Genomic DNA, 14,799 nt, shown 5'->3' with positions numbered 1-14,799 from the left:
TAAAAAAAGAGCGCTTATCAGCGCTCTTTTTAGTGGTGTTCAATATGGCTTAATCTCACTAATCAAACACTGCAATGGTTTGTCTACTGATTGCAATTAACTGCCCTCGGGTATCCCATATATTCGCTTCAGTTTGTGCGTAGCCATCTGCGGCTTGACGTGTGCGCACTTGATAGGCAAACCAGTCTTTAGGGGAAAAGGTGTAATGAGGGTAAATAAATTCTATGTTCCAACTCATAGTACTAGCGGGTGCTGGCCATTTAAGCATTTGCAAAGTGGTGGGTGGCCATCCATCGATAAGAGCGATTAGATGGGCATCAGTTAGTTCTTTTGGTGGTTTAGTAAATCGCATCCAACCATCAATTTTGCTTTCTTTACTTCCTGTAAAGGGCAGGCCTCCACCTTGTCTAGCCAAGTCTATATGGCGTAAAAACTTAGGCGTAATCTTAGGGATTTGAGGCAGAAAATCTGCTTTGGTAGGGGCTCGCATTGCATGTGTATCAGTATTGCGTACATCAATTTTTGAGTCTCGTGAAACACCAAAGGCAGCTTGCACCATCACGCATACCTTACCATCTTGAATTGCCTTACCTATCACTTGCGTAACATTCCTACCTTCTCGCAATATTTCAACTTCGATGTCAAAGGATGCCTCAGTCATAACTGGGCCGACAAAATTGCATGCAAACGATCTAAGTACTCGATCGTTACTGACTTTTTGACGGATAGCGCTATATACCAAGGCGCCAGTTAAACCACCATATGCGGTGCGTCCTTGGGCCCATTCTTTAGGGATAGTGAGTTGGGCTCTATCTTGTTCATCACTATTGATATAGTGATTTGTCGCGTCGATAAGGTCATCAATATGCATAAATCCAGTCACTTATGTTGGGTCTGCACGCATAGCAGAACTGGTCGGATGTCTGTAGGCAATTCTACCACGTAAAAATTCTAACATCCTAGCTATTCAATAGAACAATTTGCTCGTGTTATATGGGTATATAAGTGTTTGTTATGTTTACATTTATTTTACATTATTGATACAAAATGGCTTGTTATGTAGACACCGACAAGATTACTATGAGGGTATTTATTGTGGGCAGAATATCTAAATTGAGGGAGCAGTAATGACAGTGAATACCAGCGAAAGCCCTGTTGTTCAGCAGGAAGATTTTAATCAGGTGAGCAAACCTTATCGTACCTACGTATTAACAATATTGACCTTGGTTTATGCCTTTAATTTTATCGACCGACAAATCATCGGTATTTTATCGCCCTTTATTAAAGCTGACTTGGGTTTAAATGACGCGCAATTAGGCTGGTTAAAAGGGCTCTATTTCGCGGTGCTTTACACGGTGGTGGGAATTCCTATTGCTTGGTTAGCAGACCGCTATAGTCGCGTTAACATCGTTGCGATTTCCCTCACGCTTTGGAGTGGTTTTACCGCACTGTCAGGTATGGCTACGACCTATACGCAACTTGCCATTGCGAGAATTGGTGTGGGGATCGGTGAAGCGGGTGGTAGTCCACCTTCTCACTCTATCTTGTCTGACCTTTACCCTAAAGAGAAACGTGCAGGTGCGTTAGCGATTTATTCGTTAGGGATCCCATTTGGGATCATGCTGGCGTTTTTTGCTTCCGCTTTTATTTTAAAAGGTGGGGATGCTAACTGGCGGCTTGTCATGCTCAGTGTGGGTATCCCTGGGGTACTACTCGCTATTTTACTTAAGTTAACGATAAAGGAGCCGCCTAGGGGAGGGAACTTACATTCCGCGGCGGCTAAAACACCTTCCTGGCAGTCCATCAAAGTACTGTTAACAATACCGTCGTGGTGGGGCATGTGTATTGCGATTTCTTTAGCCTCATTTGGAAGTTATGCGATTTCTACTTGGATGATGGACTTCTATTTACGCGCCTATCCGAACTTGGACTTGACTAGCCTGCTAATCAAAGTGGGTATTATCAACGGCACTGCTTATGCGTTTGGCGTTTGGTTCGGTGGAGCAATCACAGATAAATGGGGTAAAACTAACAGAGGGGCGTACGGTTGGGTGCCTGCTCTTGGGCTTTTAGTTGGTGTGCCTGCATATATTTACTCTGTGCAGGTTACTGATTTAAACACGTCTCTGATACTGCTGACGGTGCTGCTATTTACCAGTGGTTTTTATTTGGGGCCATCGTTTGCCTTGGCGCAAACACTGGCACCGGTTAAGGTGCGTGCTATGTCGACTGCCTTATTCTTCTTTGTCTTAAACATTATTGCACTGGGCGGTGGTCCTACTTTCATCGGAATTTTGAGTAAATCGTTAACTGCTGAGCATGGTGAAGTGGAAGCTTTGCGTTTATCCTTGTCGGCTGTTTCAGTACCCTATGTTTTGGCTATTGTCGCTTTCATATGGACCGCTCGCAAAATCCCTGCTGATTGGGCTGCTGCAGAGAAACGTAACGGATAGAGCTACTATGAATTTAAGGGGATAAGGTTGGAACAAAATAACAATGTGCATCTGCATTTTGCCCATGCAAATGGCTTCCCAGCAGGGAGTTACCGTAAGTTATTTAGCGCGCTCAATAGCGACTATTGCGTGTCTGCTATAGAAAAATTTGGCCATACTAACCGGTTTCCAATCTCTAAAAACTGGGGCAATCAAACCCAAGAGTTAATCACCCATATTGAATCTACCGAAAATCAGCCCGTTTACGGCATAGGGCATTCATTTGGTGGGGTGGTGTCTTATATGGCTGCATGTACCCGTCCTGATTTATTCAAGGGGTTGATTATGCTTGATCCGCCCATGATCACGGGCTTAACTCGCGTCTTCTTTAGGGGAGCCAAAGCCACACCGTTAATTGACAAGATAACCCCCGCGGGTAAAACAGCAACGCGCTGTAAACAGTGGGGAAAAGATGAAGATTTAGTGGCCTACTTTCAAGCTAGAGCGCTGTTTAAAAATATGGATAGTGACTGCATTGCGGATTATGTTAGCAGTGTAACGCACGTTCAAGAGCAACACCGACACCTGCATTTTGAACCTGAGGTCGAGGCTTCTATTTTCAGAAACCTTCCTCACGATATATATAAGTACTATGGGAAACTTACCTGCCCAGCGCTACTGGTCACGGGCTCTCAAACCCATGTGTGTACTGAGCGTCGTATTAGGCCATTTATTAAGGCTAATCATCTCACTCATGAGGTGTTTAGCGGCGGGCATATGTTTCCTTTGGAGTCACCGGTAGAAACGGCTGAGTTAATAAACCGAACAATTGACGCCTGGCGCGCAGAAACGTCTGATAGTAATACGGCGGTCGCCACAGATAAGTAACGTTAGGGCACAAAAAAACCAGACTGAATCTGGTTTTTTTGTGGGCAACTTTTTCTATATATTCATCATATTCCGACTTTCAGACCTAACATTTCTCGGGTAACTAACACAACACCCTTGTTTGTGACTCTGAAGCCCCTTGCTCGGTCTTCATCATGGTTATGACCAATGACAGTGCCTTCAGGCACGATACAACCACGATCGATAATTGCTTTCTTGATTTTACAATTTCGCTTTATTTCTACATCCGGTAACAGTACTGATTCTTCAATTTCACTGTAGGAGTGAACGTGGACGTTAGAAAAGCACAAACTCTTGCGCACGGTTGCCCCAGATATTATGCAACCACCACTGACCACGGAATCAATGGCCGCGCCGCAGCGGTTGTATTCTTCCCAGACAAACTTAGCGGGGGGCAACTGTTCTTGATACGTCCAAATAGGCCACTTTTTATCGTAAAGATTAAGGGGAGGTTTGGGCGATACCAATTCCATGTTGGCCAACCAAAATGAGTCTAATGTACCCACATCACGCCAGTAAGAGACTTCACCATCGTCGTTTGAAAATGGATAAGCGAATACCGGGTGATCCTTAATAATCGACGGAATGATATCTTTGCCAAAGTCACGCTCTGAGCCTTCGTTTTGCGCATCATGTTTTAAATGCTCAAACAAAAACTCAGTGTCGAAAACGTAATTACCCATAGAGGCAAGACAACGGGTAGGGTCGTTAGGCAAAGGAGTCGGATTCTCAGGTTTTTCTTCAAATCCAAGAATACGATAATCTTCGTCTACAGACATGACCCCAAATGCACCAGCAGCTTCTTCTATAGGTACAGGCATACAACTGACAGTCATTTTCGCGCCAGATTCCACATGATGAGCAAGAATGTTCGCATAATCCATGCTGTATATGTGGTCACCGGATAAAATCATCACGTATTTAGGAATTTCATCGCGAATAATATCGATATTTTGGAATACCGCATCGGCAGTTCCTTCATACCAATTGCCTGAAGAGCGTTGAGAAGCAGGTAATATCTCAACTGATTCACCTAGTTCTTTTCTAAAATGTCCCCAACCCCTGACAAGGTGTCGGATCAATGAATGAGATTTATATTGGGTTACCACCCCTATGCGTTTAATACCGGAATTAATGCAGTTAGATAGTGGAAAGTCGATTATTCTAAATTTTCCTCCAAAATATAAAGCGGGTTTAGCCCGCCAGTCGGTCAGTTCGTGTAGTCGGGAGCCTCTTCCGCCAGCTAAAATCAGGGCGTAGGTATCTCGGGTCAGGTTGCTAATATAACGTGGGCTTGGATTGGGCATAACACTTGACTCCATTCTTATTTGATTTTTAGACGTTCTCGTTGCGCAGGAAACACAGAATCACGGAGCGTAAAGTGTACGTCATCAGATACTGTGAACTTCAGTGTGTCACGGGCCCGCTTGAAATTCAATTTGCTTCCAGCTGATTTATTATGTCTTTTTACATATTAGTAACGTTTGAAGCCGTTAAAAACTGAATCTGTACAATAAAAGAACACTCTGTTTTGTGCACAGGGCAAAAACACTACTATTAGTGCAGCTATATAGCGATGGAAGCATGATCTAATTTTCGCCAAACAGGTTGCTTTTCTTCTCGCTTTACAATGCAAACCTATGGCATATTTCTGATTTGCATAGATTTTTTGATTGTTTTATGTACAGTATGTAGTCGCAATTAATGAAAAAGTTAAAAAAATGTTATAAAAGCCGCCGGTGAGTGAAGGGGAAAGAGCATGTTGAAAAAAATGGCAATTGGGATCGCTGCAATACTGATGTTTTTTGTGGTGGTCGGATGGTTGTTACCATCCGAATTTAAAGTGGTTAGAACCATCAGAATTGAAGCTCCTGCAGATATTATTTTTAAACATGTGAAAGATTTAAAGAAGTGGCAGCATTGGGGAGTCTGGTTTGAACGCGACCCTGATATGCAAGTGGCTTACGCAGGCCCTGATTCCTCAGTTGGTATGAAATCTACTTGGCAAAGTGAAAGCCAAGGTAATGGCGAAATGGAGATTGTGGCCATAGAAGAAAACCAGCGATTCATATATACCCTTGTTTTTCCTGATATGGGAGTTGGCTCAACCGGTGAGCTAACCTTACGAGATAAAGAGGGAGAAACGGTCGTTATTTGGCACGATTATGGCGACGTTGGGGCTAATCCGTTGTTACACTATGTGGCGTTTTTTATGGACCGAATGATCGGTGAAGACCTACAAATGGGCTTAGAGAACCTTAAAGTTATTGCAGAGGCTGAGTTTCAACAAACGCGGTGAACGCATCGACTTACCGGTGACATTTTGCCGAGCGATAGGTTTTCTTTGCTCGTAAAGGGTGTAAATGGCTTTCAACGCTATCGCAGGTTAATGTGCGCGCTTTTAACGTTGAACTGTTCAATAAGGTATTGATTTAAGGAAGTATATGAGTCGATTTCCAACCCATGGCAGTGTTGAACTTGATATAGAAGAAAACATATTGTTCGTTGAGGGCTGTGGTCCATGGAATTTAGAATCTGTGGTCGAGGCTGAATTAGAGGTGGCGCCTTTACTGAAGCAATTAAGTGTTGGCCCATGGGGGGCTTTGGTTGTACTTAGAGGCGATCCGATTTACGTACCAGACGCTGCTGCCTTTATGTCAAAAGCAATTCGTGAACAAAAAACGTTGGGGCGAGTGGCATCCGCTTTGATTATCGAGCACTCTGCAACGCCAGAGTTTTCAAAACGCCACCTTGGATTAATCTATGACGACGCTGGCGAGCGTTATCGTTTCTTTCCGAATAAAGAGCAGGCAAAATGGTGGTTAATACAGCAGATCATCCACGCTTCGCCCTGAGCGATCTGCTGGTATGGTTACGTCTCGGCAAGGGGGAGGTTACTGAGTTAGGGCTTTATTGGCGTAAACGTTTGCCACTTTTGATACAGAGTTTATGCCTAACTTCGTACACACGTCTTGTCCTGCCTTGGCTAACATTGATAAATCAATACCTGTGGCAATGCCCATTCCATGTAACATGTAAACCACGTCTTCAGTGGCTACATTACCTGATGCACCCTTGGCATAGGGGCATCCGCCTAGGCCGGCTACCGCGCTATCAACTACGTTGATCCCCAATTGTAACGCCACCAAAATATTCGCTAAAGCTTGACCGTAGGTATCGTGAAAATGCACCGCAACAGCGCAGAGGGGGACCACATCTAATACGGCATTGAGCATTATTTGTGTGGCTATAGGAGTGCCTACGCCTATCGTGTCGCCTAACGAAATTTCATAGCAGCCCATCTCGAACAAGGTTTTAGCCACACTGGCCACATTGGCAGGCGCTATCTCTCCTTCGTAGGGGCATCCCAGAACGCACGACACATAACCACGTACTTTTATATTTTTAGCTTTCGCCGCAGCAATAACCGGTTCAAAACGCGCTAGACTCTCAGCAATTGAGCAGTTTATATTTTTTTGTGAAAAGGATTCAGAAGCAGAACCAAAAATAGCGACTTCATCAGCGCCTGCTTCTAGCGCTGCTTCAAATCCTGTTAGATTAGGCGTTAATGCACTGTAAATTACGGTGTCTTGGCGATTTATTGCCGCGAAGACTTGGGCTGAGTCAGCCATTTGTGGCACCCACTTAGGTGATACAAAGCTGCCTGTCTCAATCATGCTTAGACCTGATTTGGCAAGCGCCTCAATCAAAGTTACTTTAGTGACTAAATCAATACTCGCTTTCTCATTTTGCAAGCCATCTCGCGGACCTACTTCAACTATTTTTACTTTACTTGGTAAAGCACTCATCATGATAAAGGCTCCTCATCAGCTACAAAGTCTAATAAGGCTGCACCGCCATCGACTAATTCGCCAGCCTGATAGTAGAATTCCTGCACTTGACCATTTTGCGTTGCTTTAATGGCATGTTCCATTTTCATGGCTTCCATTATCATTAAGGTTTGACCTTTTTTAACGTTTTGCTTTGGCTTAACTAAAAGGGTCACTACCGTGCCGTTCATTGGCGCTACGAAAGCACCGTGCTGGTCGTTTTCATCAGCAACACCTAAGTCTTTCTGGATATGCCTGAATCTCGTCATGCCATTGGCGTGAAAGAGCGCGTAGTCATGGTCAATTCTATTGATGGTGACGCTCTCACTATGCCCATTAACGGTTGCCAGTAATCGATTGCCTGCTAATTGCCCTTCGCACTGATAAGTTTGATCCCCTAATTTAACAATAAATGTACCCTGCTGATGGGGGGCGTGGTTGTCACTTTTTATCCGTTCAACCACAGTTTCATAAGCCTCACCATGCATCTGGATGCAGTAGCGGCTTTGATAACGTTCGTTTGCTCGCCAATCACTTACGGATCCCCATGGAGACTGACTATCTTGATTACTAGGAGAGGTGATAGCTTGTTCATTTAATGATAAGTACATGGCCAAATTCAGTATTTGATGCTCGTGGGTTTGCTTATCTTTGTTAAAAATCTCATCGTGGTGAGTTTCGATAAAACGGGTATCGATCTCTTCATCTTTAAACGCTTGGGTGTCAATAAGGCTGCGCAGGAATGGAATATTTGTTATCACACCATCAATACGATATTCAGCCAAAGACTGACTTAAACGTGCTAAAGCACGTTCTCGATCTGTATCCCACACAATCAACTTAGCGATCATGGGATCATAATAAACCGATACCTCATCACCCTGAACCACACCGCTATCAATGCGTACATGTTCTGATTCTTGTGGTGTTTCTAATAGATGAAGTGTACCTGTGGCAGGCAGGAACTCATTATCTGGATCCTCGGCGTAGATTCGTGCCTCAAATGCATGCCCATTAATATGTAATTCGTCTTGTGTTTTGGGCAAGGTTTCATTGGCGGCGACCCGCAGTTGCCATTCCACCAAATCTTGCCCTGAAATCATCTCACTGACCGGATGTTCCACCTGCAAGCGAGTATTCATTTCCATAAAGTAGAAGCTGCCATCCGTATCGAGCAGAAACTCGACAGTACCTGCACCTACATAGTTAATGGCTTGGGCGGCTTTTAACGCCGCATCGCCCATAGCTACACGTAATTCAGGGGGCATCTTAAACGCGGGGGCTTCTTCAACGACTTTTTGATGACGTCTTTGCACTGAACAGTCGCGCTCAAATATATGCACACCATTTCCATGGTGATCACAAAAAACTTGTACCTCAACGTGACGCGGTTGGGTTAAGTACTTTTCAACTAACATTATGTCGTCATTAAAACTCGACATCGCTTCACGTTTAGCTGCGGCTAATGCGTCATCAAATTCATCCTCGCTCCAAACTTGGCGCATTCCTTTACCACCACCACCGGCAGCTGCTTTGAGTAATACGGGATAGCCCATGTCATCGGCGTGTTTTTTTATCAGCGCCGGTGACTGGTCGTCGCCGTGGTACCCTGGCACTAAGGGCACATTGGCCTGTTGCATAATGTGTTTAGCCGCAGATTTTGAGCCCATTGCGTCAATTGCTTCAACAGGCGGGCCCACAAAGATAATATTGTTATCTGCACAGGCTTTGGCAAATTCAGCGTTTTCAGATAGAAACCCATAACCAGGGTGGATAGCATCCGCGCCGGTTGCTTTAGCGGCAGCAAGGACCTTATCCACTTTTAAATAACTTTGGTTAGATGGTGAAGGGCCAATATGTATCGCTTCGTCGGCCATTTTTACATGCAACGCGTTCTTATCAGCATCAGAATAAAGCGCAACGGTTTGGATACCCATACGTTTGGCCGTGTTGATAATGCGGCAGCAAATTTCGCCACGGTTGGCAATTAGAAGTTTTTTAATCATGAGATATACCAATTAGGTCGACGTTTTTGTAAGAAAGCACCGAGGCCTTCTTGGCCTTCAGATGATACCCGGGTATTGGCTATGCGTTCGCTTGTCATGTTTCTAAGCGCTGTATCAGGGACGCGATTTGCCACGTCTGTTATCAATTGTTTGGCTGCAGAAACCGCGTGCGGACCATTCTTCAGAATATGCTCCAGGAGAGATTCAATTGTGCTATCTAGCTCTTCTTCGGTCACGCTTTCACTGAGTAGTCCAATGCGTCTTGCTCTACGTGATGAAAATACTTCAGCGGTCGTGAAATAACGCCTAGCGTTTCGCTCGCCAATAGCTTGAATAACATATGGGCTAATAGTGGCGGGTATTAAACCAAGCTTGACTTCGCTTAGGCAAAACTTGCTCAGTTTACTGCCCACAGCCATATCGCAGCAGGCAATTAAGCCTATAGCCCCGCCAAAGGCAGCACCTTGCACCCGGGCTATGGTCGGTTTTGATAGCGAATTTAAGGTATGCAGCATGGTTGCCAATGCATTTGCATCATTGAGGTTTTGCTCATATGAATAGCTTGCCATGCGCTTCATCCAGTTTAGGTCCGCCCCAGCGCAGAAGCTCTTGCCAGTCGATGCGAGAACGACAGCCCTTACAGTATTATCAGAGTCTAACCGGCTGAATGTCTCGGTTAGAGCTGCTATGAGAACATCGTCAAATGCATTGTGCACTTCAGGGCGATTAAGGGTGACAGTGGCAACACCACGCTCATCAATGTCGCAAAGCACATACTGTGAAGAGGGGGAATTAGTTTGGCTCATTTTAGGATCCATATTCAATGCACCTTACATTCTGAACACCCCAAACTGGGTGTCCTCAATGGGTTTATTTAAGCTAGCTGAAATGCACAGGCCCAACACCATGCGTGTGTCGGCGGGGTCTATCACGCCATCATCCCAAAGACGGGCTGATGCATAATAAGGGTGCCCTTGATGCTCGTAGGTATCGACTATGGGTTGTTTAAACTGCAACTCTTCCTCTTGGCTCCAAGTTTCACCGACGCGCTCCCGTTGTTCGCGTTTAACTTGCGATAACACGCCGGCGGCTTGTTCACCACCCATTACCGAAATACGTGCATTTGGCCACATGAACATAAAGCGCGGGTCATACGCCCGACCACACATACCGTAATTACCGGCACCAAAGCTACCACCAATGAGTACTGTGAATTTAGGGACCTTAGCGCAGGCGACCGCGGTGACCATTTTTGCGCCATGCTTAGCAATGCCACCGGCCTCGTATTGTTTGCCGACCATGAAGCCAGTGATATTTTGTAAAAACACTAAGGGGATTTTACGCTGGGCACATAGCTCAATGAAGTGCGCTCCTTTTTGAGCTGATTCACTAAATAAAATGCCATTGTTGGCGATAATACCTACTGGATAGCCGAAGATGCGTGCAAAACCGCAAATTAAAGTATTACCATAAAGAGCCTTAAATTCATCAAATTCAGAGCCATCAACTACGCGAGCAATCACTTCGCGCACATCATAAGGCTGGCGTGAATCCTTAGGTATAATGCCGTAGATGTCTTCTTTGGGGTATGCAGGTTCAACGCTGGGCTTAACGTCTAATGCTATTGGTTTTGTTCGGTTTAACCGTGTAATAGCGTCTCTGGCTATGTGCAAAGCGTGCTGATCGTTATTGGCCAAATGGTCCACCACACCAGATGTTCTGCAGTGCACGTCACCGCCGCCTAACTCTTGTGCGGTGACCACTTCGCCGGTTGCCGCTTTAACTAAAGGGGGGCCACCAAGAAATATAGTGCCTTGGTTTTTGACGATAATGGACTCGTCTGCCATCGCTGGTACGTAAGCACCGCCTGCGGTGCAACTTCCCATGACCACAGCTATTTGCGGAATATTTTGCGCCGACATGTTCGCTTGGTTGAAGAAAATACGCCCGAAATGTTCACGGTCGGGAAAGACTTCGTCTTGGCGAGGTAAGTTAGCGCCGCCTGAGTCTACTAGGTAGACACAGGGCAAATTGTTCTGCTGAGCTATGGTTTGCGCACGTAAGTGCTTTTTCACCGTTAACGGGTAATAAGTACCGCCTTTGACCGTCGCGTCGTTCGCGACAATCATGCATTCGATGCCAGATACTCGGCCTATCCCTGCAATGACACCTGCACTGGGCACATAGTCTTCATAGACTTCCCATGCAGCCAGTTGCGATATCTCTAGAAAAGGGGAGCCTGCATCGAGTAGCGCATTGATTCGGTCGCGAGGCAGTAATTTACCGCGATCGGTATGGCGTTTATTGGCTTTATCGCCGCCTCCCTGTTTTATTAAAGCTATCTTGTTATTTAAATCATCAATTTGCCCCTGCATGTGCGCTGCATTGTCGGCAAACTCTTGGGCTTTGGCGTTTATTTTACTGATAATTCGGGGCACGTTATTGCTCCAATTTAATGGCCACCGAATCAACGATGGCGCGATGGAAGTGTGATAGTTAGGGTTCGTTTTTTGACGTGAAACTCCGCTTTACGCTGACTCTTTAAATAGCTCTCGGCCAATCAACATGCGGCGGATTTCGGAGGTACCGGCTCCAATTTCGTATAGTTTTGCATCTCTTAATAAACGACCGGCAGGAAACTCATTGATATACCCATTGCCACCAAGTAATTGGATGGCATCGAGGGCCATTTTAGTCGCCAGTTCGGCAGAATACAGTATGACTGCAGCGGCATCTTTACGCGTGGTTTCGCCGCGATCACAAGCGCGAGCTACTGTATAAACATAAGCTCTCGCTGCGTTCATTTGGGTATACATATCAGCAACTTTACCCTGAACTAGTTGGAACTCGCCGATAGATTGACCGAACTGCTTGCGGTCATGAATGTAAGGTACGACTAAGTCCATACAGGCTTGCATAATGCCAAGAGGGCCACCTGAGAGAACGAGGCGTTCATAATCAAGGCCACTCATCAGAACACGTGCACCATCGCCTTCATTGCGAATTAAATTCTCGGCTGGTACTGGGCAATCTTCAAATACAAGTTCGCAGGTATTGGATGAGCGCATACCAAGCTTATCAAGCTTCTGTGCTTGGCTGAAACCTGGCGTGCCCCGTTCAACGATGAAAGCACTCATGCCTTTTGAACCTGCACTTATATCGGTTTTGGCGTAAATCACGTAAGTGTCAGCGTCAGGGCCATTTGTGATCCACATTTTATTGCCGTTAAGCACGTAATGGTCACCTTTTTTATCGGCCCGCAATTTCATGCTTACCACATCTGAGCCAGCATTAGGCTCACTCATTGCTAATGCACCTATATGCTCGCCGCTGACAAGCTTAGGTAGGTATTTTTCTTTTTGTGCATCTGAGCCATTTTTATGAATTTGATTGACGCACAAATTGGAATGAGCGCCATAGCTCAAGCCTATTCCTGCGGATGCTCGGCTGACCTCTTCCATGGCGACAACGTGGGCTAAATATCCCATGTTGGAACCACCATATTGTTCAGCCACGGTCACACCTAGCAGTCCCATTTCGCCTAATTTTGGCCATAACTGGTTAGGGAAACTGTTGTCGATGTCAGACTTTTCAGCCAAAGGAGCGATTTCCCCTTGAGCAAAGTTATAAACGTGGTCACGTAACATATCGATGTCTTCACCTAGGCCGAAGTTCAGTGTTGGATAGGGAGCATTCATGCGATTTGTCCTCGCTTAATCGTGGTGAGTTCGTCCTTACAACGGGCTTCGACTTCGTCTAATTCCATCATTAAGGCTTTAATGTCTTCTAGTTGCTGATCCATTACAGCGCGTTTTTGTTCTGTCATCAGCAACATGGCTTCTAACTGGGCTTCTGAGTTCTGATTGCTGTCATATAAATCAAACAATGTTTTAGTTTCAGCTAATGAAAAACCTAAACGTTTGCCGCGTAAAATTAGCTTAAGCCGAACCTTGTCTTTTTTCTTGTACACTCGGTTTTGACCATTACGGGTGGGGTTCAGTAGCCCTGACTCTTCGTAGAAACGGATAGAGCGGGAGGTGATATCTAGCTCTTTTGCTAACTCGCCAATGGTGTAAAATTTTTCAGTCATGGAACAGCCTTGTGACAAATTGATGTGTTATCCAGCAATTACTTATTCTGTTTAATAATGGATATTTGCTTTACGTTTACGTAAAGAGTAACTTAACGTAAAGGTAAAGTATGAGTTACAATTCGTCAACATCGAAGTATGAAAAATATTCTACGGACGCGCGAAGATGTATAAATAGGTAGTTTTCATTAATATAATGTTTATTATATATTTATTAATTGTTTAATTATTAGTGTCTTGAAGTGATGCAGTTGTACCAAAAATATAAGGGGTAAATTAATGAGTAACAGTTCAGTAGTGATTGTTAGTGCTAAACGTACACCAATGGGTGGGTTTATGGGGGGCTTGTCAGCACTGAGTGCCTGCGAGTTAGGTGCAAATGTGATTACAGCGGCATTAACAGATGCGGGTGATGATGCACCTGTTGTTGATGAAGTCATTATGGGCTGTGTTTTACCTGCTGGATTAGGGCAAGCGCCGGCTCGTCAAGCGAGTATAAAAGCGGGTTTGCCACTTGGTACTGGTGCGATAACGTTAAATAAGGTGTGCGGTTCAGGTATGAAGGCAGTGATGCTTGCCCATGATTTGATTAAGTCTGGTAGTGCTAAGACGGTTGTGGCGGGTGGTATGGAGAGTATGTCCAATGCGCCGTATATCTTACCCAAAGCGAGGCAGGGGTATCGCATGGGGCATGGACATATGTTGGACCATATGATGCTGGACGGTTTGGAAAACGCCTATGACGGTAAAGCGATGGGCTGCTTTGCTCAGTCTAAAGCTGACGAAGAGCATGTGACTCGAGAGCAAATGGATGAGTTCGCATTAGGCTCGCTAACTAAGGCCAGTGACGCGATAGCTAATGGGTTGTTTAAAGACGAAATTACACCGGTGAAAATCACTTCTCGCAAAGGTGAGGTCGTCATTGAAAACGATGAAGGGCCAGGAAACGCTCGCCCTGAGAAGATCCCTTCTTTGCGCCCCGCATTCACGAAAGACGGTACGGTCACGGCGGCGAATTCTAGCTCTATTTCAGATGGTGCTGCTGCGTTGTTGGTCATGAGCGAAGAAGAAGCAAAAGCAAAAGGGTACACACCGTTAGCACGTATTGTTGGGCATAGCTCAAATGCTATTGAGCCCGAGAATTTCACAGTGGCACCTGTTGGTGCTATGGAAAAACTGTTCGCGAAAACGGGTTGGTCAAAAGAAGATGTAGACTTATTTGAGATCAACGAAGCCTTTGCCATGGTCACTATGTTGGGTATGCGTAAACTTGGTCTAGATCCCGCTAAAGTAAACGTGAAAGGTGGAGCATGTGCCCTTGGTCACCCGATTGGGGCCTCAGGCGCGCGTATTATCGTGACTTTACTGCATGCACTTAAGCAGCGTAGCCTGAAAAAAGGCGTAGCTGCTATTTGTATCGGCGGTGGTGAAGCGACCGCGATAGCGTTTGAAATGCTAGTTTAATATCGCGCTTCTTTTACCTCATATATACGCTGGTGGTGTAATCGCGCTACCAGCATCTTCCCTCTGTC

Annotated in this window: 13 protein-coding genes; 5 read left to right on the top strand and 8 right to left on the bottom strand. The window is 45.3% G+C overall.

The window, feature by feature from the left end; genetic code table 11:
- Positions 1 to 58: 58 nt before the first annotated feature.
- The gene (locus PATL_RS15030) at positions 59 to 871 is read right to left on the bottom strand and encodes an acyl-CoA thioesterase (protein WP_011575698.1); all 813 of its coding nucleotides are present in this window, start codon (positions 869 to 871) and stop codon (positions 59 to 61) included.
- Between the two features lie 256 nt (positions 872 to 1,127).
- On the opposite strand from PATL_RS15030, the gene PATL_RS15025 reads away from it, so the two are divergent.
- Both PATL_RS15025 and PATL_RS15020 read left to right on the top strand, forming a co-directional pair.
- Positions 1,128 to 2,453, top strand: coding sequence for a spinster family MFS transporter (locus PATL_RS15025; RefSeq protein ID WP_011575697.1), 1,326 nt, complete (start codon positions 1,128 to 1,130; stop codon positions 2,451 to 2,453).
- Between the two features lie 27 nt (positions 2,454 to 2,480).
- Positions 2,481 to 3,320 (top strand): alpha/beta fold hydrolase, encoded by an 840-nt coding sequence (locus PATL_RS15020; protein ID WP_011575696.1) that lies wholly within the window; start codon positions 2,481 to 2,483, stop codon positions 3,318 to 3,320.
- A 65-nt stretch (positions 3,321 to 3,385) separates the two neighbouring features.
- Here PATL_RS15020 and glgC read toward each other — a convergent pair whose 3' ends face one another.
- A complete protein-coding gene (gene glgC / locus PATL_RS15015) occupies positions 3,386 to 4,648 on the bottom strand; it encodes a glucose-1-phosphate adenylyltransferase (protein WP_011575695.1) in 1,263 nt (420 codons plus the stop codon).
- 452 nt (positions 4,649 to 5,100) lie between these two features.
- Between glgC and PATL_RS15010 the strand changes: the two genes are divergently transcribed.
- Together PATL_RS15010 and PATL_RS15005 are read left to right on the top strand one after the other, a co-directional pair.
- Positions 5,101 to 5,640 (top strand): SRPBCC family protein, encoded by a 540-nt coding sequence (locus PATL_RS15010; RefSeq protein ID WP_011575694.1) that lies wholly within the window; start codon positions 5,101 to 5,103, stop codon positions 5,638 to 5,640.
- A 145-nt stretch (positions 5,641 to 5,785) separates the two neighbouring features.
- On the top strand, positions 5,786 to 6,196 hold the full coding sequence (locus PATL_RS15005; protein WP_011575693.1) for a hypothetical protein: 411 nt from the start codon (positions 5,786 to 5,788) through the stop codon (positions 6,194 to 6,196).
- A gap of 39 nt (positions 6,197 to 6,235) precedes the next feature.
- On the opposite strand, the gene PATL_RS15000 is transcribed toward PATL_RS15005, so the two are convergent.
- The 6 genes from PATL_RS15000 to PATL_RS14975 form a co-directional block, all read right to left on the bottom strand.
- Entirely contained in the window at positions 6,236 to 7,153 is a 918-nt protein-coding gene (locus tag PATL_RS15000; RefSeq protein ID WP_011575692.1) for a hydroxymethylglutaryl-CoA lyase, read from the bottom strand.
- Complete coding sequence (locus PATL_RS14995; RefSeq protein ID WP_011575691.1) at positions 7,150 to 9,177, bottom strand: acetyl/propionyl/methylcrotonyl-CoA carboxylase subunit alpha; 2,028 nt, start codon at positions 9,175 to 9,177, stop codon at positions 7,150 to 7,152. The genes PATL_RS15000 and PATL_RS14995 overlap by 4 nt, the downstream gene beginning before the upstream one ends.
- The gene (locus PATL_RS14990) at positions 9,174 to 9,995 is read right to left on the bottom strand and encodes an enoyl-CoA hydratase/isomerase family protein (protein WP_011575690.1); all 822 of its coding nucleotides are present in this window, start codon (positions 9,993 to 9,995) and stop codon (positions 9,174 to 9,176) included. The genes PATL_RS14995 and PATL_RS14990 overlap by 4 nt, the downstream gene beginning before the upstream one ends.
- 12 nt (positions 9,996 to 10,007) lie before the next feature.
- The gene (locus PATL_RS14985) at positions 10,008 to 11,615 is read right to left on the bottom strand and encodes a carboxyl transferase domain-containing protein (protein ID WP_011575689.1); all 1,608 of its coding nucleotides are present in this window, start codon (positions 11,613 to 11,615) and stop codon (positions 10,008 to 10,010) included.
- 90 nt (positions 11,616 to 11,705) lie between these two features.
- A complete protein-coding gene (locus tag PATL_RS14980) occupies positions 11,706 to 12,875 on the bottom strand; it encodes an isovaleryl-CoA dehydrogenase (protein ID WP_006993598.1) in 1,170 nt (389 codons plus the stop codon).
- A complete protein-coding gene (locus PATL_RS14975) occupies positions 12,872 to 13,267 on the bottom strand; it encodes a MerR family transcriptional regulator (protein WP_011575688.1) in 396 nt (131 codons plus the stop codon). The genes PATL_RS14980 and PATL_RS14975 overlap by 4 nt, the downstream gene beginning before the upstream one ends.
- Before the next feature lie 279 nt (positions 13,268 to 13,546).
- Between PATL_RS14975 and PATL_RS14970 the strand changes: the two genes are divergently transcribed.
- A complete protein-coding gene (locus tag PATL_RS14970; RefSeq protein WP_011575687.1) occupies positions 13,547 to 14,731 on the top strand; it encodes a thiolase family protein in 1,185 nt (394 codons plus the stop codon).
- Positions 14,732 to 14,799: the final 68 nt, after the last annotated feature.

Source organism: Paraglaciecola sp. T6c (assembly GCF_000014225.1).
GTDB classification, from domain to species: Bacteria; Pseudomonadota; Gammaproteobacteria; order Enterobacterales; family Alteromonadaceae; genus Paraglaciecola; species Paraglaciecola atlantica_A.
The sequence above is the reverse complement of the archived record's forward strand: the minus strand, read 5'-3'. Positions and strand labels throughout refer to the sequence as shown.